Genomic DNA, 21370 nt, shown 5'->3' with positions numbered 1-21370 from the left:
CCAGATTGGAGAGCGGCTAGTATTGTCGGATAATCTGCGCATGTCCAGCCGCGCCCCACAACCCGCTGAAGGTTCTCCCCCCAATGGCGGCGCGGGCGGGCATGTGGCCGCCGCTACGCTGCCGGCTCCAGCCAACGACACCACCAAGAACTCCCAAGACAGCTCGGCTGACACCTCCGCCAACAACGCCGCCAACAACGCCGCGAACCACCCCGCTTCGCCTCCACCCGCTCATTCCTTGGCTGCTCCAGGTATCGATTCCCCTGCCGTGACGCGCCCCGCGCCGGGCCTTGCGTGCCTGCGCGGCCTCGCCGGCGCCGGCGCGCGCGCGTTCGTTGGCATGGTGCGCCACCCGCTCTGGCGCGGCCTGGGACGCGCGCTGGTACGGCTGGCGCTGGTGCTCGGCGTGCTGGCGCTGGTGGCGGGCCTGCTGATCCGCTTCGTGCTATGGCCACAGGCATCGGCCGCGCGCGAATGGCTGGAGGAACGCGGCTCGCTGGCGCTGTCGGCGCAGGTCACCATCGGCGCGCTCGATACCTACTGGGATGGCTGGCACCCCGCCTTCCGCGCCCGCGACCTGCGCGCCGTGGACAATGGCAAGCGGGTGCTGCTGTCGACCGCCACGCTCGACGGCAAGCTGTCGTGGCGCTCGCTGTTCAGCATGGGGCTGCAGTTCGTCAGCCTGGGCGCCACCGGCACGGACATCCTGGTGCGCCGCACGCCCGAGGGCAAGCTGCTGGTCGGCGGCATGCTGGTCGATGCCACCGGCGGCCAGCAGGAAGACGACCGCTTCCTGGGCTGGCTGATGTCGCAGGGCCGCGTGTCGCTGTCCGACGGCAGGCTGCGCTGGCTCGACGAAAAAGCCGGCCTGCCGCAGCTCGATATCGGCGAAATCCTCCTCGACACCCGCCGCGACGGCTCGCGCCATACCGTGACGCTGGAAGCGCGTTCGCCAGCGCTGGGCCCGCGCCCGCTAGTGGTCAAGTCCGGCTTCACCAACGATTACCTGCACAGCGCCGGCAACTGGCGCTACTGGAGCGGCCAGGCCAGCTGGAACGTGGCCCAGCTGGAATTGCCGGTGCTGCAGCGCTACCTGGCCATGTTCGAGGGCGTGGCGAGTGGCACCTTCAGCACCGACGGCAGCATCGAATTCCGCCAGGGCCGCATCGTGCGCAGCCAGACCCGGCTGCGCGCCAGCAGCGTCGACCTGCAGCTGGCCGGCGCCGCCGCGCCGCTGCGGCTGGCCAATGCGCAGGCCTTGCTGCTGCACCGGACCGAACGCGACGGCAGCAACCTGCTCACCGTCGACACGCTGCTGTGGCAGCCGCCGCCTGCCAACGGCCAGGCGGCGCCCGCCGACGCCAGCTGGCGCGAAGGCATGCGCAAGGTCGAGCTCGGCTGGGCTTATGCGAAGGACGGAAACCTGCGCAAGTTCACGCTGAAGGCGCCTACGCTGGACCTGAACACGGTGCGCGCGCTGGCCAGCTCGATGCCGCTGGAGACCGCGGTGCTGCGCCAGCTGCGCGCGCTGCAGCCGGCCGGCCACATCGACAACCTCAACGTCAGCTGGAGCCGCGAGCGCGCTGGCATGCTCGACCGCAGCGGCGGCAAGCCACACTACAACGTGCAGGGCACGCTGCGCGACGTCTCGGTCAACGGCCGGCCGGCGGTGCCGGCCCTGGATGCCAGGGGCCGTCCGCGGCTGGGCACACCCGGTTTCTCGCGCCTGTCGGGCACGTTCTCGTTCGACGACCAGCAAGGCAATGCGCGCTTCGAAGGCAATGGCGCGTCGCTGGTGATGCCCGGGCTGTTCGAGGAGCCGCGCGTGCCGTTCGACCAGATCAGCGGCGATGTGCGCTGGCAGCATGCCGGCGGCAAGCTGGTGGTGACGCTGGACGGCATCCGCTTTGCCAACGCGGATGCCGCGGGCTCGGTGCGCGGCACCTGGCGCGCCGGAGGGGACGGTACCTCCGGCATCGCCGACCTGAGCGGCGAGATGACCCGCGCCCAGGTCGCGCGCGTGCCCCGCTACCTGCCGCTGACCATCCCGGCGGGCACGCGGCACTACCTGGCGGGCGCGCTGATGAGTGGCGACGCGGCGGGCGTCAGCTTCCTGCTCAAGGGCGACCTGGAGCATTTCCCGTTCCACGCGCCGTTCGAAAAGGCAGGCGAGTTCCGCGTCGACGTGCCGATCGAGCGCGTCAGCTACCAGATTGCGCCGCACGAGACCCGCGCGGGAGGCGCGCCGCTGTGGCCGGTGTTCACCGACATCGCCGGACAGGTCACGTTCGACCGCGGCGGCATGACCTTCCTGGCGCGGCGCGCCGCGGTGCACGACATCCCGGGAGTGGTGCTGCAGGACGTCAGTGGCCGCATCGACGACCTCAGCGAACATGGCCACCTCACCATCGACGGCGGCGCCAGCGGGCCAGTGCAGGGCTTCCTGCGCTATATCGCCGCTTCGCCGGTGCGCGAATGGACTGCGCACGTGGCCGACGCGGCGCGCGCGCATGGCAACGGCGAGCTCAGGCTCAAGCTCGACATGCCGCTGGAGCACGCCAGCGCGTCCAAGGTGGAGGGCCGTTTCCGCTTCCCCGGCAATGACGTGGTGCTGAGCCCGCAACTGCCGGCATTCGGCAATGCCAGCGGGGACATCACGTTCAACGAGCACGGGTTCGGGCTGGAGAACCTGCGCGCGCGCTTCCTGGGCGGCGAAGTGAAGCTCGGCGGCGGCACCCAGCCGGAAGGAGGCACGCGCGTCACCGCGAGCGGCACCGTCTCCGCCGCGGGCCTGCGCGAGGCCGCGGCAGGCTCGGCACTGGCGCCGCTGGCGGCCAGGCTGGAAGGCAGCACAGGCTACAACACCGTGATCGCGATGCGCGAACACGAGTTGCAGGTGCAGTTGAATTCCTCGCTCAACGGCATGGCGATCGGATTGCCGGCACCGCTGGCCAAGACGGCGCCGCATGACCTGCCGCTGCGCGTCGAACTGCGCCCCGCGCCCGGCCGCGCCGGCGTCGACGAACTGGCGCTCCAGCTCGGCAACGCCCTCAACGCACGCTACCTGTTGCGCCGCGACCAGAACAGCGGCAATGGCATCGAAGTCGTGGCCGGCGGCATCGGCGTGCAGCAGGCGGCGCCGGCGCCGACGGCCGGCGTCAGCGCCGCGGCGACCTTCGAACGGCTCGACATCGACGCCTGGCGCGCGGCCTTCGCCGGACCGGCGAGCTCCACGGGCGATGGCACGCGCCCCTCGCCCTTCCTGCCGGGGCGCATTGTGCTGCGCGCCGGCACGCTTCATGGCATGGGCCGCACGCTCGACGACGTGGCGCTCGACGCCACGCGCGAGGGCGACGGCTGGAACGCCAGGATCGAATCGCGCCAGATCGCCGGCGCCGTGCAATGGCAGCCGGCCGCCGCCGGTGCGGGTGCCGGTCCCAACGCCACCGGCGCGCTGCAGCTGCGCCTGTCGCGCCTGGACGTGCCCGATGCCAGCGACGAGCGCAACGTGGTCGACGCCCTCGCCAGCAGCATCGACGAACTGCCCGCCATCGACCTGGTCGCCGAGCAGTTCATGCTGCGCGGCCACGACTTCGGCAAGCTCGAAGTCAAGGCGCATACCGGCACCAGCGGCAACGACCCGGTCTGGACCCTGGACAAGCTGAAGATCGAACAGCCCGACGCCACGCTGACCGGCCACGGCAGCTGGCGCGTGCCGCGCAGGCTGCGCGCCGAAGGCAATGCCGAGCGCCGCACCCTGCTGTCGTTCGTCATCGACATCGGCGACGCCGGCGCCACGCTGAACCGGCTGGGACTGCCGCACACGCTGCGCGACGGCAAGGGCAAGCTGGAAGGCCGCGTGGCATGGCGCGGCTCGCCGCTGTCGATCGACTACCCGACGTTGTCCGGCAAGCTGTCGCTCGACCTGGAAAACGGCCAGATCCTGAGCGTCGAACCGGGCGCGGCGCGGCTGCTGGGCGTGCTCAGCCTGCAGGGGCTGCTGCGCTTTGCCACGCTCGACTTCCGCAGCCTGTCGGGCCGCGGCCTGCTGTTCGACCGCATCTCCGGCTCCGGCACGATCGAAAACGGCGTCGGCACCATCCAGGATTTCGAACTCAAGAGCCCGCAGATCATCGCCAGCATGAGCGGCACCGCCAACCTGCTGCGCGAGACCCAGGACCTGCGCGTAGACGTGGTGCCGCGCATCAACGCCACCTCGACCTCGGTGGCGGCGGCCTTTATCAACCCGGTGCTGGGCATCGGCACGCTCGCCGCGCAGCTGCTGTTTGCCGACGAGTTCTCCAAGGTGTTCACCCAGCACTACCGCATCACCGGCAGCTGGGCCAACCCGCAGATCGGCAAAGTGGAGGAGAATAAAGCGCAGGCCCCCCGCTTCCAGAACCGCGCCGAGCCCGTGCTGCCGCCCTGAAGCCGCTGCCGTCCGAGAGAGATAAAGAGCCCAAGAGGAAACCAACGCCCATGACCGCCCCCGCCCCGTTCCGCGTGGCCGCCGTGCAGACCGTTACCGGCACTTCACTCGATGCCAACCTGGCGCGCGCCGAGGCGCTGATCGCCGAGGCCGCCGCCGGCGGCGCGCAGCTGGTGCTGCTGCCCGAGTACTTCTGCATGATGGGCCGCTCCGAAGCGGACAAGGTGGCCGTGCGCGAGCACGACGGCGACGGCCCGGTGCAGCAGTTCCTGGCCGGCGCCGCGCGCCGCCATGGCATCTGGCTGGTGGGCGGCACGCTGCCGATGTGGTGCGACGACCCCGCGCGCGTGTACAACACCTCGCTCGCCTTCGACCCGCGCGGCGAGCGCGTGGCGCGCTATGACAAGATCCACCTGTTCGGCTTCACGCGCGGAGCCGAAAGCTATGACGAATCGCGCACCATCCTGGCCGGCCGCACCCCGGTCAGCTTCGATGCACCGTGCGGCCGCGTGGCCATGTCGGTGTGCTACGACCTGCGCTTTCCCGAGCTGTACCGCGGCCTGGCGTCCGGCGCAGGCACCAGCCTGATCCTGATGCCGGCCGCCTTCACCTACACCACCGGCCAGGCGCACTGGGAAATCCTGCTGCGCGCCCGCGCCATCGAAAACCAGTGCTATGTGCTGGCCGCCGCACAGGGTGGCAAGCACGAGAACGGTCGCCGCACCTGGGGCCATTCGATGCTGGTCGACCCGTGGGGCGAAGTGCTGGCCATGCTGCCCGAAGGCGAAGGCGTGGTGGCCGGCACCATCGACCCGGCACGGCTCGAAGAAGTCAGGCAAAACCTGCCGGCATTGCGTCACCGGGTGCTGTAGCATGTACGCAACCGCGGGGCCGCATGTCATCGCATGCAGCCCCGCACCAGGCATTTCACGCTACCGGCAAGATCCATGGCTTGCCGGGGCGGCAAACAGAAGAAAGGACATCTCATGAACGCCGGCGATCTCGGAATCCGCAACCTGGCCACCGCGCAGCAACTGCTGCTGGCGCCATACGGCCTGGACGAGGCCAAGCTGCAGCGCGTGCTGGCCGATATCTTCACGCACAAGGTCGACTATGCCGACCTGTACTTCCAGTACACGCGCAACGAGGCGTGGAGCCTCGAGGAAGGCATCGTCAAGTCGGGCAGCTTCAGCATCGACCAGGGCGTGGGCGTGCGCGCCGTGTCGGGCGACAAGACTGCCTTTGCCTATTCGGACGACATCAGCCTGGCCGCGCTGTCGCAGGCGGCGGCCGCCACCCGCACCATCGGCCGCGCCGGCAACGGCCGCGTCAAGGTGGCGGGCGAGCTGGCCTCGCACGCCGGCCGCAACCTGTACGCGCCCAACGACCCGCTCGATTCGATGGCCGCCGCCGAAAAGGTGGCGCTGCTCGAGCGCATCGAACGCATGGCGCGCGCCAAGGACCCGCGCGTGGTGCAGGTGATGGCAGGCCTGGCCGGCGAGTACGACGTGGTGCTGGTGGCGCGCAGCGACGGCGTGATCGCCGCCGACGTGCGTCCGCTGGTGCGCGTGTCGGTGACGGTGATCGCCGAGCAGGGCGGGCGCCGCGAGATCGGCTCGTCGGGCGGCGGCGGCCGCTATGCCTACGGGTATTTCACCGACGACCTGCTGCAGAAGTACGTGGACGAAGCCGTGTCGTCGGCGCTGGTCAACCTTGACGCCCGCCCGGCCCCGGCCGGCGCGATGACCGTCGTGCTGGGCCCGGGCTGGCCCGGCGTGCTGCTGCACGAAGCCGTCGGCCACGGGCTGGAGGGCGACTTCAACCGCAAGGGCTCGTCGGCCTTCGCCGGCCGCATGGGCGAGCGCGTCGCGGCCAAGGGCGTGACCGTGGTCGACGACGGCACGCTGGCCAACCGCCGCGGCTCGCTGAACCTGGACGACGAAGGCAACCCGACCCAGTGCACCACGCTGATCGAGGACGGCATCCTTCGCGGCTATATCCAGGACACGCTCAATGCGCGCCTGATGAAGATGCCGGTCACCGGCAACGCGCGCCGCGAAAGCTATGCCGCGCTGCCGATGCCGCGCATGACCAACACCTACATGCTCAACGGCGACAAGGACCCGCAGGAAATCATCGCCAGCGTCAAGAAGGGCCTGTATGCAGTCAACTTCGGCGGCGGCCAGGTCGATATCACCAACGGCAAGTTCGTGTTCTCGGCGAGCGAGGCGTACATGATCGAGGATGGCAAGATCACGCACCCCGTCAAGGGCGCGACGCTGGTCGGCAACGGCCCCGAATCGCTGAAGGACGTCACCATGATCGGCAACGACATGCGCCTTGATTCCGGCGTTGGCGTCTGCGGCAAGGAAGGCCAGAGCGTGCCGGTGGGCGTGGGCCAGCCGACGCTGCGGATCGAGAACATGACGGTGGGCGGCACGGCCTGACCCTGCATCGCCCCAATGAAACGGGACCCGCGGGTCCCGTTTTTCATGGCGCCTGCGGCGCGAGCGGCCGCGCTTCGTACACCAGGTTGAACGGCGTCTGCGCCGCCCTGCGGAAGCTGCCGAAGCCTGCCTGTTCGGCCACCCCGCGCATGCGCGCCTCGCCTGCCTGCGCACCGAGGCATAGCCCCACTTCCTGCGCGCGCGACGCCGGGGTGCAGATAAATGTGGAAGCGGAATAGAACACGCGCCCGACGGGATTGAGGTTGTCTTCCAGCTTGTCGTTGGCAAACGGCTCGACAATCATCCAGGCGCCGTCCGGCCGCAGGGTCTCGCGCACGTGCCGCGCCGCGCCCACGGGGTCGCCCATGTCGTGCAGGCAGTCGAACACCGCCACCAGGTCGTAGTCCTTGCCGGCGTAGTCTTTCGCGCTGGCGACTTCGAAGCGCACGCGGTCGCCCATGCCCGCGCGCCGCGCGGCCTCGGTGGCATGGCGTACCGAAGGCTCGTGGTAGTCGAAGCCGACAAAGCGCGAGGCCGGATAGGCCTGCGCCATGACGATGGTCGACGCACCACGGCCGCAACCCACGTCGGCCACGCTGGCACCACGCTTGAGCCGCACCTCGATGCCGTCGAGCGCGGGAATCCACTCCGAGACCAGATGCGCGGCATAGCCCGGCCGGAAAAAGCGTTCGGTGCCGTGGAACAGCGCCGGGTCATGTTCATGCCAGCCCAGCCCGCGTCCGTTGCGGAAGATGTCGATCATCTTCGGGATGGCGCGGAACTGCGCCACCGCAATCTGGAACGCGCCGGGAATGAACGCCGGACTGCCCTCTTGCGCCAGCGCGAAGGCCTGTTCTTCGTTCAGGCTGAATTCCGCGCTGTCGGGATCGTAGTCGACGTAGCCGCTGGCGGCCTGGGCCGACAGCCATTCGCGCAGGTAACGGACGTCGGTACGGGTCTTTTGCGCCAGCACATCGGCGGTCATCGGTTTTTCCGCCATGGCCTTGTACAGACCCAGTTCATCGCCGACCACCACGGTGGCCGCGTGCATCACCGCGCCGATATCGTGGACGAATTTCTCCATGAAGGCATTCAGCCTCGCCTCGTCGACGCTCATGATGCACCTCCCCGTGCGCTCCCTCCCGTTCAATATAGGTTGCGGCCCCTGGCCGATACAGCAGGAAATGGCGCATGGCGAACGCTATGGCGCGGCGTGGCGGACACTTGCCAACCCTGGCAAAAGGCGCTATAAAGATGCTTCGTCGCGCCGCAGGCAACCAAGGCGCCGCGAAGTTTTACCGACCGACGCGCAATTTCCTGCCTCTCTGCTACGCAGTGCAGCATAAATTCGGCGCCCATCGACAAAATCGAATCAAGCTGACCCCAGCCAACGTCCTTTTCCGCCATGTCCGCTAAGTTTTACTTTTACTTCTTTAGCGATCTCACACCGCTGGCGGATAGGGAGGGACGGCTGTAAGCGCCCCGAATACAAAAAAAAACCGCCAGCGACCCTGGCGGTTTTTTTATACCCAATTGCTTCCCCACTCTCACGACCTCACAAGATTCACGGAGCCATCATGCTGAAGAACACCGACGACCTGCGCATTCGCGAACTCAAGGAGCTGCTGCCGCCAGCGCACCTGATCCGCGAATTTGGCTGCTCAGAAGCGGCTTCGGACGTGATCTACGGCGCGCGCCAGGCCATGCACCGCATTTTGCACGGCATGGATGACCGGCTCATCGTCATCATCGGCCCGTGCTCGATCCACGATACCCGCGCCGCGCTGGAATACGCCAAGCTGCTCAAGGTGCAGCGCGACCGCTTCGCCAACGAGCTGGAAGTGGTGATGCGCGTCTACTTCGAGAAGCCGCGCACCACGGTGGGCTGGAAGGGCCTGATCAACGACCCGCACATGGACGGCAGCTTCAAGATCAACGACGGCCTGCGCACCGCGCGCGAACTGCTGCTGAACATCAGCGAGATGGGCGTGCCGACCGGCACCGAATACCTCGACATGATCAGCCCGCAATACATCGCCGACCTGGTCAGCTGGGGCGCGATCGGCGCGCGCACCACCGAGTCGCAGGTACACCGCGAACTGGCCTCTGGACTGTCGTGCCCGGTGGGCTTCAAGAACGGCACCGACGGCAACGTCAAGATCGCGGTGGACGCGATCAAGGCCGCGTCGCAGCCCCACCATTTCCTGTCGGTGACCAAGGGCGGCCATTCGGCGATCGTGTCGACCTCGGGCAACGAGGACTGCCACGTCATCCTGCGCGGCGGCAAGGCGCCCAACTACGATGCCGCGAGCGTGCAGGAAGCGTGCGACGCCATCTCCAAGGCCGGCCTGGCCTCGCGCCTGATGATCGATGCCTCGCATGCCAACAGCAGCAAGAAGCATGAGAACCAGATCCCGGTGTGCGAAGACATCGGCCGCCAGATCGCCGGCGGCGACCAGCGCATCATCGGCGTGATGGTCGAATCGCACCTGGTGGCGGGCCGCCAGGACCACGTGCAAGGCACGCCGGTGGAGAACCTGACCTACGGCCAGTCCGTCACCGATGCGTGCATCGGCTGGGATGAATCGGTCAAGGTGCTGGAAGGCCTGGCGGAATCGGTACGCCAGCGCCGCCTGGTACCGGGCAGCGGCAACTGAGCCATCAATCGCGCGCGCCTCGCATGGCGGCCGGCTACATCCGGCTGTCGTGCATGGCGCCGCCGCTGAGGTCCGCCAGGTCCGGCGTCACCTCGGCGTAGCGCAGCAGCTTGCCGCCATGGCGGGCGATAAAGGCGCTGGCATCGCTTTCGGCCCGGAAGCTCGCCAGCGTCGGCCCCATCGATCCGTGGCGCCCACTGCCGGCGACGTACACGCCGGTGGTCGCATCGAACCAGTGGCCGCGCGGCCGTTCCCAGTCAGCCCGCGCCATGTCCTGCACGAACACCGCGCGCACCGGCCTGACCTGCTCGGGCCGCAGCAGTGCGTGGAACATTTCCACGGTGTCGCAAAACCACTGCGGGCGCGCCTCGCCGGCGTAGAAGATCTGCGCCTTGGGGCCTGGATAGTCGGCCAGCAGCATGCCATCCAGCACGCAGGCGGTGGCAGACTCGATTTCCTGCGGCTGCGCGGCGCCGTCCGGCTTCTTGCCGCAGGCGGCAACCAAGACCGTGGCACCGGCCATGGCAAGCATCAGGTGGCGGCGACGCAAAGAGGATGGGGAACACATCAGCGGAATCTCCTGGCAGACATGACCAGCGGCACGGCAATCCACGCCAGCAGCGCCGCGCCGGTGGGCCAGGGGCTGGCCAGCGCCGGCGGCACGATGCTGGCAACGCCGCCGGCGCTGCGCAACTGGTCGAGTGAAAAGGCGTTGACGATGCGGAACAGGTCCGCGGGATTCAGCAGCAGCAGCCACGCAATCCAATCGGTACCGGACCCGCTGGCGCCGCCCTCCCCCGCGCCGGCGACCAGCAGCCCGAGCAGCAGCAGGTCGAACACCAGCACGAAAAAGAACCACAGGCCGATCGCCAGGCCCGATGCCTGCGCGCGATCGCGCGACAGCACCGACAGCCACAACGCCAGGCTCAGGAACGCCAGGCCCAGCAGTCCGGCGCTGGCGACAAAGCCGAGGTAGTGGTACAGGCCGGGCCAGCCGAACTGTCGTGTCAGCAGCACCGCCATCAGCGCAAAGCCGCCCGCGGTGGCAAGCAGCAGTGCGGCGGCCAGCCCGAGGTACTTGCCCAGCAGCAGCTCGCCGCGCGTCAGCGGCAACGACAGCAGCAGGTCCAGCGAGCCGCGCTCGCGCTCGCCCACCACGGCATCGAAACCGAGCAGCAGCGCGATCATGGGCACCAGGTAGATCACCAGGCTTGCCAGGCTGGTGATGACGAACTCCAGCGAACGCGGCCCGAGCACACCCTGCTCGGCGCCGCCGAAATAGCCGATCGCCACCGACAGCGCGGTGAAAACGGCCGCCACGGCCAGCACCCAGCGGTTACGCATGCGGTCGCGGAATTCCTTGGTGGCGATTGCTGCCACCTGTCTTGCATCGATGCGCGCGCTCATGCTTGCCCCCGCATTTCGAGAAACAAGTCTTCGAGCGAGGACTCGCGGATCTGCAGGTCGCGCAGGCGGCCCGCCAGCGGCTGCAATGCGGTGAGCACGGGCATCTTGGCAGCAACGGGACAGCGCACGGTCAGTTCATCCGGCGCCCCGTCGACCACTTCGATCATGTCGTGCGCGTGCGTGCGCAGCAGGCGCAGCGCGTCCTGGCGCGCGCCCGGTTCGAGGCGCAGCAGCAGCGTCAGCGGCAGCCCCGCCTGCGCGCGCAGCGCCTCCAGGCTGCCGGTGGCCTGAAGGCGACCGCCGGCAAGAATGGCGAAGCGGTCGATGCGCTGCTGCAGTTCGGCCAGGATGTGCGAGGTGATGACGATGGTCACGCCGCGCTCGCGCAGCGCGTTGAGCATCCCATAGAAGTCGCGGATTGCCACCGGATCCAGCCCGTTGGTCGGCTCGTCGAGGAACAGCACGCGCGGCGCGCCGAGCAGCGCCTGCGCAAAGCCAAGCCGCTGGCGCATGCCTTTCGAGTACTCGCGCACCGGGCGCGCGGCGGCGGCGGACAGGCCGACCTGGTCGAGCATCGGTGCGCAGGCATCCACCTTCACGCCCTTCAGGCGTGCGAAGAAGCGCAGCGATTCCAGGCCGCTCAGGTTGTCATAGAGCACCAGATGCTCGGGCAGGTAGCCGATGCCGCGCCGCACCGCGCGAAATGCGCGGCTGCCCACGTCGGCGCCTGCGACGCGCAAGGTGCCATGCGTGGGCGACAACAGCCCCAGCATCATCCTGAACAGCGTGCTCTTGCCCGCACCGTTGTGCCCGATCAGCCCGAGCAGCTCGCCCTCCCCCACGCTGAGGCTGACATCGTCAACGGCGCGCAGCGGGCCGAAGTGCCGGCTGACGCCGGTCAGCACAATGGCATCCGTGGTCATTTCAGTTGCCGCTGGTCTGAGCATCCCAGTCCCTCCAGTTCGCGCGCACAGGTCGCATCCGCGGATAGGCATCGACCACGCCCGGCGCCCGGATCACCGGAAACTGCCGTGCCGCCAGCCGCAGCGCCTGCAGCGCCGGACTGCCCAGCAGCAGCGTCACCCCCGGGTAACGCCAGCCGAGCCGGTCGACGAGGTCGTTGGCCTGGTACGGCACATCGCCCACGCCATCGCCGTCGCGGTCCCAGCCCAGGTAGCTGCTCCAGTAGTTGCCCTGCCCGCGCTCGCCCCACGGCTCGTCGCGCGCGCCCACGTAGCGGACCGGCTCGCGGTTGCCGATGAAATCGTTGCCCTGCACCACGTTGCGCGTCGAGCCGGCCGACAGGTGCACGCCGATCGCATTGCCCAGCACCAGGTTGCCGCGCAGCGTCACGTACTCGACGTCGTAAATAAAGAAGCCGCGCTGGTTGCCGGCGACCACGTTGCCTTCGATCACCGAGTCCTGCAGCGTACGCAGCATGATGCCGTGGTCGGCATTGCCCCAGGTGCGGTTGTTGCGCACGACCTGGTCGCGCACCTCCATCAGCGCCAGTCCGCCGCGGTTGCGGTAGCTGTCGTTGCCTTCCCACAGGTTGTGGTACGAGTTCATGTAATGGGTGCCGTAGCGGCTGTGGTGCAGCCGGTTGCCGCGAAAGATGGCATGGTGCGAGACATCGACGTAGAGCGCGTCGCGCACGAAGCTGATGTTGTTGTCGAGGATGCGTGCGCCGCGTGTGTTGTACAGCTGCACGCCGTTGCCGCGCTGTGCCGAGTTGTAGTCGCGCTTGCCGGTGATGGTGTTGCGTTTGATGCGGACGTCGTCGGCCTTCTCGATCCACAATCCGAACAGGTTGTAGGTCAGGTCGCAATCGCGCACCACCGCGCGGTGTGCGCCGGGGCGGATATAGATGCCGGCGTTCTGGTCCTTCAGGCTGTCGCCGGAGTCGCGCACGATCAGGCCTTCGACCGTCACGCCGGGCGCCGTGATGCGCAGCGTATCGCCGCGCAGCGCGCCGCTGAGCGTGGGCCGCGCGATGCCGCGCAGCACCAGCGGCTTGTCGACGGCGAAGTTGCCGGTGTAGTGGCCACGCGCGATCTCGATGGTGTCTCCCGCGCCGGCGGCATCGATCGCCGCCTGCAGCGACTGGCCGGGCTGCACGCGCCAGGTCGCGGCCTGTGCGCAGGTTATCCATAGGAGCGCGATACCGAGCAGCGGTTTCATGCGGCCAGCATCCCCATTGCCTTCAGCGCCAGGAACAGCACGGCGCCCACCAGCAGGTTCTTGAAGCCGACATAGCTGAGCATGTCCATCACGGTGGCGCGCCGGTAGCGGCCGCGCCACCACGGGCCGTCCTTGACGTAGCGCTTGCCGGACAGGCGGATCAGCACTTCGTAGAGGCTCCAGCCGAGCCACCAGCCGATCACCGCGCCGGCGCGCATCTGTCCGCTGGCGGCCAGCGCCCACGCGACGGTTGCCGCCAGCGCTACCGCGAGGCCCGCCAGCTGCAATGCAGCCGCCGTACGCCAGCCCCGCCCGCTCCATGGACACAAGTGGTCCCACAGCTCGGCGAGCCAGCGCGCGGCGCCGGCCGTTGCCACGTATGGCGGCGCGACCGGGTCGGTCGGCATCCGCGGATCGGGGCCCGACGGCTGCGCCGCTTCCGCCGGCACCGGCACCAGCGGGATGAAATACCCGTTGCGTCCCACCGGCGTCAGCGGCAGCCCGTCGCGTTCACGCCGCTTGCGCTCGCGCGCCAGCGGCGGGCAGCCGCGCGCATCGGTATAGAGCACCATGCAGTCGAGGCAATGCAGGCATTCGCGCTGGTCGATGCGGCCATCGGCATCGATCGCCTGCGCGCCGCAGCCCACCGCGCATGCCTTGCAGTGGTTGCAGTCGAGCTTGCGCCGCAGGCCAAACCAGCGGAACGTGCCGGGCATCGCCAGTGCGGCGCCCAGCGGACACAGGTACTTGCAGTAAGGCCGTTCGATAAACAGCGACAGTCCCAGCAGCGCGCAGGCGAACAGCCCATAGGGCCACGCGCGGTTCGGGATACCGACCAGGAAGGTCGTCTTGAACGGCTCGATCTCCGCCAGCATCTCGGCCAGCCCCATCGAAAACACCGATACCGCCAGCAGTCCGAAGAACACGCCGTACTTGAGCCACTTGAGCCGGTCATGCCAGTGACGCGGCAACTGCCGCTGCCATCGCTTCAGCCCCAGGAAGCGGCCCAGCTTGTAGATCGCCTCGGACAACGAGCCGAAAGGACACAGCCAGCCGCAGAACAGCCCGCGTCCGAACAGCAGCACGGTCGCGATGATGAAGATCCAGAAGCAGAAGATAAAGGGATCGCTGAGGAACAACGCCCAGTCCCAGCGCAGCAGCAGCGCATGGAACCATGTCAGCACCTGCGTGATCGATGGCTGCGCCATCGCGCCGAAGCCGACAAAGACGATGCTGAGCGCCCAGGCCGTGTACTTGAACGCATTGACCGGCCATTTGTTCTTGTGCGTGGCGCGCCGCGTCAGGTGGTCGCGCAGTGCGTAGACCAGCGTGACCGCGCCGAGCAGCGCGATGAACAGGCCAATTGCGGTGGCCTGCTTGCGCCAGACCTTGCGCCACGGCGCCTCGGGTTCGTCGATCCGCGGCCGGCCGCCCTGCAGCATCGCTGCCGGCAGCCAGTATGGCGCATCGAAGCTGGCGAAGCTGCGCGTGCCGGTGGCACGATCGACGCGATTGCCGAGGAACGACAGCTTCCACGGATACGCCGCGGAAAACGCCGGCGACCGGATCACGAAGATCGCCGACTCCGTCACCGCCGGCGCGCCTTCCGCCGCGACGCCGTAGAGATTGAGGTAGTCCAGGTCGCGGAAGGTGAACGCGTCGGCACCCTGGCGCACCTGCACGCGATCGTAGATGCCGCCGCGCACGAAACCCGAGCCCTTGAACGACTCCGCCCCCGCGGTGCGGATCACGAAGATGGCGTGCTCGCCGGGCTTCAACTGCGCGCGCAGCCCCTGCCAGCCAGCATCCCCCAGCACGCTGCGGGCGATATCGGGATGGTTTAGGTCGCCAAACCACAGTTCGACAAATGGCTCGCCGCTTCCGGGCAGCCCGACTTGCGCCGGCTGCACCAGCAACCGCTGCACCAACCCGCTGGCCACCATTTGCTGCCAGCCATGGTGCTTGCCGCTTTCGGCGAACCGCGCCGGTGCCCGCTGCGTCGGCGCCAGAATGCCGACCTGACGCGCCACCGCCGCGCCCGACGTGGTCAGCACCTGGTTCTGCGCGATCACCGTCACGGTGGCGCCGGAAATCGCATCGACGCCGACCACGCCCTCGTCCGGCCGCGACTGCCCGACTTCGATCTTGTCGGCCACCGACTTGCCGACGTACTGCCGGTTGAAATCGAGCAGCGCCGATTCCGGGATGCCCAGCAGCAGGATCGGCTCGGAATGCTTCAGTACCCTGACGCCCGTGTACTGTCCCTGCGTATCCATGCCAATCAGCGTCACCACTGGCTTTCCGGAATACGCCGGCGTATCGGTGATGTCGGTCGACAGCATCACGTACCCGACCAGCTCGCGCCTGCCGTCCGAGCCAATGCGATAGCCCTCGACGTAGGGCGGTTGCCCCTTGCGCGCAGAGAAGCTGGTTGCGCCGGGCAGCACTTCGGTACAGGACACCAGCGCGCACAGGTCCGCCGCGGTGGACAGTTCCGGCGGCAAGGCTGCCTCGTATGCGCCGGCGTGTGCCGGGACGGCAAACCCAAGCGCCAGCAGGCACACGGCAAAGCACGCCGCAAACCATTCGAGAATTGCGTGGATCATGGAATTCGGGGGCAAGCAGACGACCGGCGCAGCGGCGCGCACCACGCCAGGTCGCCCACGCATGCCGTCTCAGGCCTCGACGATCATGCGGCTGCGCATTTCAAGATGCAGCGCGTGGCAGAAATGGGTGCAGTAGCACCAGAACACGCCCGGCTTGTCGGCGACAAAGGTCACCGACGCGGTCTCGAGCGGATTGACGATGAAGTTGATGTTGTACTTGGGGATGGCAAACCCGTGTGTCAGGTCCTCGATCTTGTCCAGGTTGGTCAGGATCAACGTGACCTCGTCGCCCTTCTTCAGCTTGATCTCGCGCAGCGAGAACACCGGCGCCTGCGATGTGATCTTCACCGTCACCTTCCTGCCGTTGCGGAACACGCCCGACTGCTGCGGATCCTTCACCGCCAGCGGGAAATCATCCAGCGCATAGACCTGCTTCGGCCGCAGCAGCTCGCGACGGAAGATGATGAAATCGTGCGGTTCGCTGTGCACCGGGTGGTCCGCCAGCAGCACCATCTTGTCGCCCGAGATATCGATCAGCTGCTCGTTCTCGGCATGCAGCGGCCCGACCGGCAGGAAACGATCCTTGGAAAACTTGCAGCCTACGGCCAGGAACTTGCCGTCGGCGGCGATCGTCTCGGACTGCGAGGCGTTGAGGTGGCCGGGCTGGTACTGCACGTCGAGCCGGTCGACCACGTACTTGGCGTTCTTGTCGCCCTTGTGGAAGCGGATCGCCGCATCGATGTTCCATTTGACGATCTGGCTGTCGAGGAACAGCGTGGTATAGGCATTGCCGCGCCCGTCGAAGGCCGTATGCAGCGGCCCGAGGCCCAGCTCGACCTCGGCGACGATGGCGTCGTCGGGCGTCTCCAGCTTGCCGTCGAACCAGTCCAGCACCTTGGCCAGTTCGATCACGGTGCCGGTCGGCGACAACTTGCCGGCGCAGATGAAGTACTTCTGGTCCGGGCTGGCATTGACGCCGTGCGGATTCTTCGGCACCGAGACGTAGGTAATCAGCGCGGTCTTCGGGTCGGCGTTGGCCGCATGCGTGCCGTCGACCACCGGCACCTTAGAGTCGCCGATGGTCTTGAACTTTCCGTCCTTGATCGCGGCCTCGATGCGGGCAATGTTGAAGAACAGGCAGGCATCGCGCTCGGCCGACATCATCTCTTCATAGCGCGCGCCCATCTCGACGTTGTACTGGTTGGTCGCGGCCAGCTTGCCGTCGTACGAGGTCGCGACCAGGTCGCAGTTGCCGTCGATCAGCACCTGCCAGCGCACCGCCATGGTCTCGGCATCGACACAGGTGAACAGCGAGCGGTACTTGCCGGCGTCCTCGGTCGGCGTATTGGGCAGCGGCAAGGCGAACTCCGCGCCGCAGAACACGCGCGTCGTGTAGTTGATGTTCGCATCGACCGGATCGCGCTTGTCAGGGAAGATGCCATGGAAGCCCTGCACGTTGGGCAGGTCGGTGATCTTGTCGCAGACGAAATAGTCGAGCCGGATACGCGCCAGCCGCGCGTTGATCTTGTCGTTGATCCACGCGTAGCGGCCATCGTAGTTGCCGTCCTTGTAGGAGGCATGCACGTGGTGCGTGTCGCCGACGGTGTACAGCACGTTGCCGTCGGGGCGCGTGCCCATCACGCGCTTCGATTCATTGGTGATGCCCCAGCCGGTCAGCGCATCGGGCACGAAGCACGGAATGCGATGCAGCTCGCGCCCCGAGGGCAGGCCCAGCACGCGCACGTCGCCCGCATGGCCGCCGCTCCACAGGCCGTAGTAGGTATCGAGCTCGCCCGGCTTCAGGTGCACCGACGCACCGGCATGCGCACTGCCATGCCCTGCCTGGGCACCGCTTGCCGCAGTGGCCGCGGCAGGCCCGCCGCCCTTGTCCGTGCACGCGGCCACGCCGGCCAGCCCGGCCAGCGCCGCGGTGTTGATAAAACGCCTTCGCCCCGGTGCCGCTGGTGCATCGGTGTGTGCCAGTGGGTCTTGGGAATGCCTCGTCATCTTCGATCCTCGAACCGTCATTGCCAGGGGCGGAGGGCTCCGCCCGCTTTCTTCGTTGTGTTGATGGCCTGCTGGTGGCCAGTTGGTGGCCTGTTGGTGCCGGCTATAAATAGTCGAAGCAGTTGGCGCGAACGAGGTTGACGGTCGTCATGGATTTCTTGAATATTCATTTTTGATGCATGTTTTTTTCGAAGACTGCCGGGAGAATGGTGGCACCACAACGTCAACGATCAATGCGGCAAGCGCCGCCCGTCCTGTCATGCGCGCCAAGACCCTGCCGGCAACGCTGTCTTCCTCCTATTGCATCGACGCCATGCGGCGCAACGTGCTGCGCGCCGCAGCGGCCAGCATGCCGATGCTCGCCACCGCCATGTTCGTCAGGCCCGCGTTGGCCGATGCCACGGTCACGCGCGCATCGCGGCGCCTGCTGGGCACGCAAGTCGATATCGTGGTGCAGGACAGTTCTTACCTGCGCGCAAGGTCCGGCATCGACGCCGCCTTTGCGGAGATGGCGAGCCTGGAGCGGTTGATGTCGCGCTACCGGCCCGAGAGCCAGGTCAGCGCGCTGCAGCGCGCGGCGGGGCGGCAGCCGGTGCCGGTCGCACCGGAACTGATGGCAGTGCTGCGAGCGGCGGCGGCACTGTCGGCGCGCACCGGTGGCGCGTTTGACATCACCGTCGGCGCCTTCGCCGGCTGGCACTTCGGTGAAGGCAACGCACGCGTGCCGGCTCCCGCCGAGCTGGCACGCGAACGGACGCTGGTGGACTACAGGCAAGTCATGCTCGATGAACGCCGCGGCGAAGCGATGCTGCTGCGCCCGGGCATGCGCGTGGACCTGGGCGGCATCGCCAAGCTGCCGATCCTGCAGGCGGGCATGCAGGCACTGCGCAGGCATGGATTGCGTCATGCCATGATCAATGGCGGCGGCGATGTGCTGGCGAGCGGCCAGCTGCAAGGGCGCGACTGGCGCGTGGGCGTGCGCGACCCGCGCGCACCGGCACGGCTGCTGGGCGTGCTGGCGGTATCCGACGCCGTGGTCGCGTCATCGGGCGACTATGAGCGCTGCTTCGACGCCAACGGCAGGCGCTACCACCACCTGCTCGACCCCGCCACCGGCATGCCGGCGGCGGGTCCGCATGGCGTGACGCTGGTGGCTTCGGAGGCCGCGGCGGTCAACGGGCTTGGCGCCGCGTTGATGGTGGCCGCCCCGTCCGCCGCGGCCGGCCGGCTGCACAGTGCAGCCGGCGTCGACGCACTGGTCGTGGGCGACGGCGAGCCCTGGTTCACGGCAGGGATGCGGGGCCGGCTGGCAGGTGTGGCGGCGTAGTGCGCGCTGGCGGGCCGCCCAAAGAAAAAGCCGCCTGTACCAAGGCGGCCTTTTCTCTTTTCCTCTGCCAAGGCGCGGCAATCGCCGCGCTACGACTTACTTCTTCAGCACCAGGTCGCCCGGCAGCGACTCGATATACGCAGCCATATCCTTCAGTTCCTTGCGCGTGAACGGACGCGGCTTGCCGTCCTTGCCGGTCACGGCCGGATTGGCGTTGACCTGGCCGGCCATGATCGCATTGGAGCGGCCCACCAGCGCGTTGCCCGACACTTGGTACGACGCCATTGCGTGGTACAGGTAGTCGGCATGCTGGCCGGCCAGCTTGGGATAGTCGGGGGAGATCGGCTTGTTCATGCCCGCGCCGTGGCAGGCCACGCAGGCACCTTTTTCCACCAGCGCCTTGCCGTTGGCGAGGTCGGCGGCCGAAGCCGGCATGGCGGCAGCACCCAGCACGAGTGCGCCGAGCGCGATCGAAAGCGTCTTGAGCGTATTCATGAGTGGGTCTCTTACTTCAGGGCGTTGTTCTGGGTATCCGGCTTCTGCTGCGAGTAGTAGGCCGCCACGTCGGCGATGTCCTGCTCGGTCAGCGTGGCGGCGATGCTGCGCATGGTCGGGTGCTTGCGCTCGCCCTTCTGGTACGCCTTCAGCGCATTTTCGATGTACTTGGCGCTCTGGCCGCCCAGCAGCGGCACTTCATAGATCTCGGGGAACGACGCACGGTAGCCCGGAATGCCGTGACATCCGATGCACATTGCAACCTTGTCCTTGGCAGCGTCTCCATTGCCCTTGACTTCCTGTGCCTGCGTGGCCATTGCAGCCGCGCCCAGCACCACCATCGTGAGGAGCTTTTTCATTGTCTTTTGCGGATTGGAAATTAAACCGTGCGTGACCTGCCCTGCCGGGCGGAGACGGTTTCAGAATGCTTCTGGGGAATGCCTGGCTTGTCAATGGGGTTGCAAGAGGTGCAACCAGCCAGACCCGCCCAGACATTCGGCATCCGGGATCATTGCCGTGATGTGGAACACATTCTGGAACCACCTCGCGCAATCGCCGCGACCCGGGCGGGCCGCTGGGACTTCTGAGCGCGGACTGCCGGATACTGGAGAACTGGACGTGGGGGCGCGTCAAACCGGCGCATTGTACAGCAGGCGACACCTGACAGTCCACTGGCCGTCCGGCAACCGCCCGTAGTTGCGGGCCGTGTGTCAGGCCCGCCCAACACGAACCGCAAAGGTCTTTTATACTGGCCCACTCCGGGGAAAGCGCACGACCGTTCGCAGACGCTCGATGCGAGGCCCGGACGAACCGTACCACCCATAATGAAAGCGCGCGCGACAGCGCGAAGAGACTGCGCCAAACACGCCAACCCGGCCCGAACCGACCAAGACAGGGCCGTCACCTCCAGGTTGCCTCATGTCAAACACCGCCAACGCTTCCGCCCAAGCTTCTTCCGTCCAGCAGGCCCGTTTCGAGGGCAGTGACCAGTATGTCGCCACCGACGACCTCAAGCTGGCCGTCAACGCCGCGCGCACGCTGCAGCGCCCGCTGCTGATCAAGGGCGAGCCTGGCACCGGCAAGACCATGCTGGCCGAGGAAGTCGCCGCCGCGCTGGGCATGCCGCTGCTGCAGTGGCATATCAAGTCGACCACCAAGGCGCAGCAGGGCCTGTACGAATACGACGCGGTCTCGCGCCTGCGTGACTCGCAGCTCGGCGACGATCGCGTGCATGACATCCGCAACTACATCGTCAAGGGCGTGCTGTGGCAGGCCTTCGAGGCCGACGAGCAAGTGGTGCTGCTGATCGACGAGATCGACAAGGCCGACATCGAATTCCCCAACGACCTGTTGCGCGAGCTCGACCGCATGGAGTTCTACGTCTACGAGACGCGCGAACTGGTCAAGGCGAAGCACCGTCCGCTGGTGATCATCACCTCGAACAACGAGAAGGAACTGCCCGACGCCTTCCTGCGCCGCTGCTTCTTCCACTACATCAAGTTCCCGGACGCCGACACCATGCAGCAGATCGTCGACGTGCACTACCCCGGCATCAAGCGCGAGCTGGTCGCCGCCGCGCTGGAATCGTTCTACGAGATGCGCAACCTGCCGGGCCTGAAGAAAAAGCCATCCACGTCCGAGCTGATCGACTGGCTCAAGCTGCTGATGTCCGAGGACATCCCGCCCGAGGCGCTGAAGAGCCCGGACAAGAAGGCCGCGATCCCGCCGCTGCACGGCGCGCTGCTGAAGAACGAGCAGGACGTGCACCTGTTCGAGCGCCTGGTGTTCATGAACCGCGCCAACCGCTGAGCGAG

Annotated in this window: 16 protein-coding genes; 7 read left to right on the top strand and 9 right to left on the bottom strand. The window is 67.5% G+C overall.

The window, feature by feature from the left end; all coding sequences use genetic code 11:
* Window positions 1-40 precede the first annotated feature (40 nt).
* The 3 genes from VSR71_RS06800 (at window position 41) to tldD (ending at window position 6876) form a co-directional block, all read left to right on the top strand.
* Window positions 41-4429 carry a YhdP family protein gene (locus VSR71_RS06800; protein ID WP_342913161.1) on the top strand — a complete coding sequence of 1463 codons (4389 nt, stop codon included), beginning with the start codon at window positions 41-43 and terminating at the stop codon, window positions 4427-4429.
* A 50-nt stretch (window positions 4430-4479) separates the two neighbouring features.
* Entirely contained in the window at window positions 4480-5301 is an 822-nt protein-coding gene (locus VSR71_RS06795) for a carbon-nitrogen hydrolase family protein (RefSeq protein WP_063238380.1), read from the top strand.
* Between the two features lie 114 nt (window positions 5302-5415).
* Window positions 5416-6876, top strand: a complete 1461-nt coding sequence (tldD, locus tag VSR71_RS06790) for a metalloprotease TldD (RefSeq protein WP_029046833.1) — start codon at window positions 5416-5418, stop codon at window positions 6874-6876.
* A 43-nt stretch (window positions 6877-6919) separates the two neighbouring features.
* On the opposite strand, the gene VSR71_RS06785 is transcribed toward tldD, so the two are convergent.
* Entirely contained in the window at window positions 6920-7993 is a 1074-nt protein-coding gene (locus VSR71_RS06785; RefSeq protein WP_342913160.1) for a class I SAM-dependent methyltransferase, read from the bottom strand.
* Window positions 7994-8067: 74 nt separating this feature from the next.
* Here VSR71_RS06785 and VSR71_RS06780 point away from each other — a divergent pair, with 74 nt between their 5' ends.
* Entirely contained in the window at window positions 8068-8292 is a 225-nt protein-coding gene (locus VSR71_RS06780) for a hypothetical protein (RefSeq protein WP_342913159.1), read from the top strand.
* Between the two features lie 161 nt (window positions 8293-8453).
* A complete protein-coding gene (gene aroG / locus VSR71_RS06775) occupies window positions 8454-9533 on the top strand; it encodes a 3-deoxy-7-phosphoheptulonate synthase AroG (protein ID WP_428979360.1) in 1080 nt (359 codons plus the stop codon).
* Between the two features lie 34 nt (window positions 9534-9567).
* Here aroG and VSR71_RS06770 read toward each other — a convergent pair whose 3' ends face one another.
* The 6 genes from VSR71_RS06770 to nosZ all read right to left on the bottom strand — a co-directional run bounded on the left by VSR71_RS06770 (window position 9568) and on the right by nosZ (window position 17734).
* Window positions 9568-10101, bottom strand: coding sequence for a nitrous oxide reductase accessory protein NosL (locus tag VSR71_RS06770; protein ID WP_342913158.1), 534 nt, complete (start codon window positions 10099-10101; stop codon window positions 9568-9570).
* Complete coding sequence (locus VSR71_RS06765) at window positions 10101-10940, bottom strand: ABC transporter permease (RefSeq protein WP_342913157.1); 840 nt, start codon at window positions 10938-10940, stop codon at window positions 10101-10103. The genes VSR71_RS06770 and VSR71_RS06765 overlap by 1 nt, the downstream gene beginning before the upstream one ends.
* On the bottom strand, window positions 10937-11863 hold the full coding sequence (locus VSR71_RS06760; protein WP_342913156.1) for an ABC transporter ATP-binding protein: 927 nt from the start codon (window positions 11861-11863) through the stop codon (window positions 10937-10939). Before VSR71_RS06760 ends, VSR71_RS06765 begins: the two co-directional genes overlap by 4 nt.
* Window position 11864: 1 nt before the next feature.
* Window positions 11865-13121 carry a nitrous oxide reductase family maturation protein NosD gene (locus tag VSR71_RS06755; RefSeq protein ID WP_342913155.1) on the bottom strand — a complete coding sequence of 419 codons (1257 nt, stop codon included), beginning with the start codon at window positions 13119-13121 and terminating at the stop codon, window positions 11865-11867.
* On the bottom strand, window positions 13118-15727 hold the full coding sequence (locus tag VSR71_RS06750; protein WP_342913154.1) for a 4Fe-4S binding protein: 2610 nt from the start codon (window positions 15725-15727) through the stop codon (window positions 13118-13120). Before VSR71_RS06750 ends, VSR71_RS06755 begins: the two co-directional genes overlap by 4 nt.
* Before the next feature lie 69 nt (window positions 15728-15796).
* The gene (nosZ, locus tag VSR71_RS06745; RefSeq protein ID WP_342913153.1) at window positions 15797-17734 is read right to left on the bottom strand and encodes a TAT-dependent nitrous-oxide reductase; all 1938 of its coding nucleotides are present in this window, start codon (window positions 17732-17734) and stop codon (window positions 15797-15799) included.
* A gap of 313 nt (window positions 17735-18047) precedes the next feature.
* Between nosZ and VSR71_RS06740 the strand changes: the two genes are divergently transcribed.
* Window positions 18048-19061: an FAD:protein FMN transferase gene (locus tag VSR71_RS06740; RefSeq protein ID WP_428979364.1), complete on the top strand. Its 1014-nt coding sequence runs from the start codon at window positions 18048-18050 to the stop codon at window positions 19059-19061.
* Window positions 19062-19157: 96 nt separating this feature from the next.
* On the opposite strand, the gene VSR71_RS06735 is transcribed toward VSR71_RS06740, so the two are convergent.
* Window positions 19158-19556, bottom strand: a complete 399-nt coding sequence (locus VSR71_RS06735; RefSeq protein WP_342913151.1) for a c-type cytochrome — start codon at window positions 19554-19556, stop codon at window positions 19158-19160.
* An 11-nt stretch (window positions 19557-19567) separates the two neighbouring features.
* Entirely contained in the window at window positions 19568-19915 is a 348-nt protein-coding gene (locus VSR71_RS06730) for a cytochrome c (protein ID WP_342913150.1), read from the bottom strand.
* Between the two features lie 559 nt (window positions 19916-20474).
* Here VSR71_RS06730 and VSR71_RS06725 point away from each other — a divergent pair.
* Window positions 20475-21365 (top strand): MoxR family ATPase, encoded by an 891-nt coding sequence (locus VSR71_RS06725; protein ID WP_342913149.1) that lies wholly within the window; start codon window positions 20475-20477, stop codon window positions 21363-21365.
* Window positions 21366-21370: the final 5 nt, after the last annotated feature.

Origin of the sequence: Cupriavidus oxalaticus, assembly GCF_038900635.1 — a bacterium.
GTDB lineage: Bacteria > Pseudomonadota > Gammaproteobacteria > Burkholderiales > Burkholderiaceae > Cupriavidus > Cupriavidus oxalaticus_B.
The sequence above is the reverse complement of the archived record's forward strand: the minus strand, read 5'-3'. Positions and strand labels throughout refer to the sequence as shown.

What these genes read in the sequence shown, in the direction of transcription:
- VSR71_RS06795 (WP_063238380.1), top strand. Translation starts at nt 4,480, where the DNA reads ATGACCGCCCCCGCCCCGTTCCGCGTGGCCGCCGTGCAGACCGTTACC.
- VSR71_RS06770 (WP_342913158.1), bottom strand. Translation starts at nt 10,101, where the DNA reads ATGTGTTCCCCATCCTCTTTGCGTCGCCGCCACCTGATGCTTGCCATG.
- VSR71_RS06750 (WP_342913154.1), bottom strand. Translation starts at nt 15,727, where the DNA reads ATGATCCACGCAATTCTCGAATGGTTTGCGGCGTGCTTTGCCGTGTGC.
- aroG (WP_428979360.1), top strand. Translation starts at nt 8,454, where the DNA reads ATGCTGAAGAACACCGACGACCTGCGCATTCGCGAACTCAAGGAGCTG.
- VSR71_RS06780 (WP_342913159.1), top strand. Translation starts at nt 8,068, where the DNA reads ATGGCGAACGCTATGGCGCGGCGTGGCGGACACTTGCCAACCCTGGCA.
- VSR71_RS06735 (WP_342913151.1), bottom strand. Translation starts at nt 19,556, where the DNA reads ATGAATACGCTCAAGACGCTTTCGATCGCGCTCGGCGCACTCGTGCTG.
- VSR71_RS06785 (WP_342913160.1), bottom strand. Translation starts at nt 7,993, where the DNA reads ATGAGCGTCGACGAGGCGAGGCTGAATGCCTTCATGGAGAAATTCGTC.
- VSR71_RS06725 (WP_342913149.1), top strand. Translation starts at nt 20,475, where the DNA reads ATGTCAAACACCGCCAACGCTTCCGCCCAAGCTTCTTCCGTCCAGCAG.
- VSR71_RS06730 (WP_342913150.1), bottom strand. Translation starts at nt 19,915, where the DNA reads ATGAAAAAGCTCCTCACGATGGTGGTGCTGGGCGCGGCTGCAATGGCC.
- VSR71_RS06760 (WP_342913156.1), bottom strand. Translation starts at nt 11,863, where the DNA reads ATGACCACGGATGCCATTGTGCTGACCGGCGTCAGCCGGCACTTCGGC.
- VSR71_RS06740 (WP_428979364.1), top strand. Translation starts at nt 18,048, where the DNA reads ATGCGGCGCAACGTGCTGCGCGCCGCAGCGGCCAGCATGCCGATGCTC.
- tldD (WP_029046833.1), top strand. Translation starts at nt 5,416, where the DNA reads ATGAACGCCGGCGATCTCGGAATCCGCAACCTGGCCACCGCGCAGCAA.
- VSR71_RS06800 (WP_342913161.1), top strand. Translation starts at nt 41, where the DNA reads ATGTCCAGCCGCGCCCCACAACCCGCTGAAGGTTCTCCCCCCAATGGC.
- VSR71_RS06755 (WP_342913155.1), bottom strand. Translation starts at nt 13,121, where the DNA reads ATGAAACCGCTGCTCGGTATCGCGCTCCTATGGATAACCTGCGCACAG.
- nosZ (WP_342913153.1), bottom strand. Translation starts at nt 17,734, where the DNA reads ATGACGAGGCATTCCCAAGACCCACTGGCACACACCGATGCACCAGCG.
- VSR71_RS06765 (WP_342913157.1), bottom strand. Translation starts at nt 10,940, where the DNA reads ATGAGCGCGCGCATCGATGCAAGACAGGTGGCAGCAATCGCCACCAAG.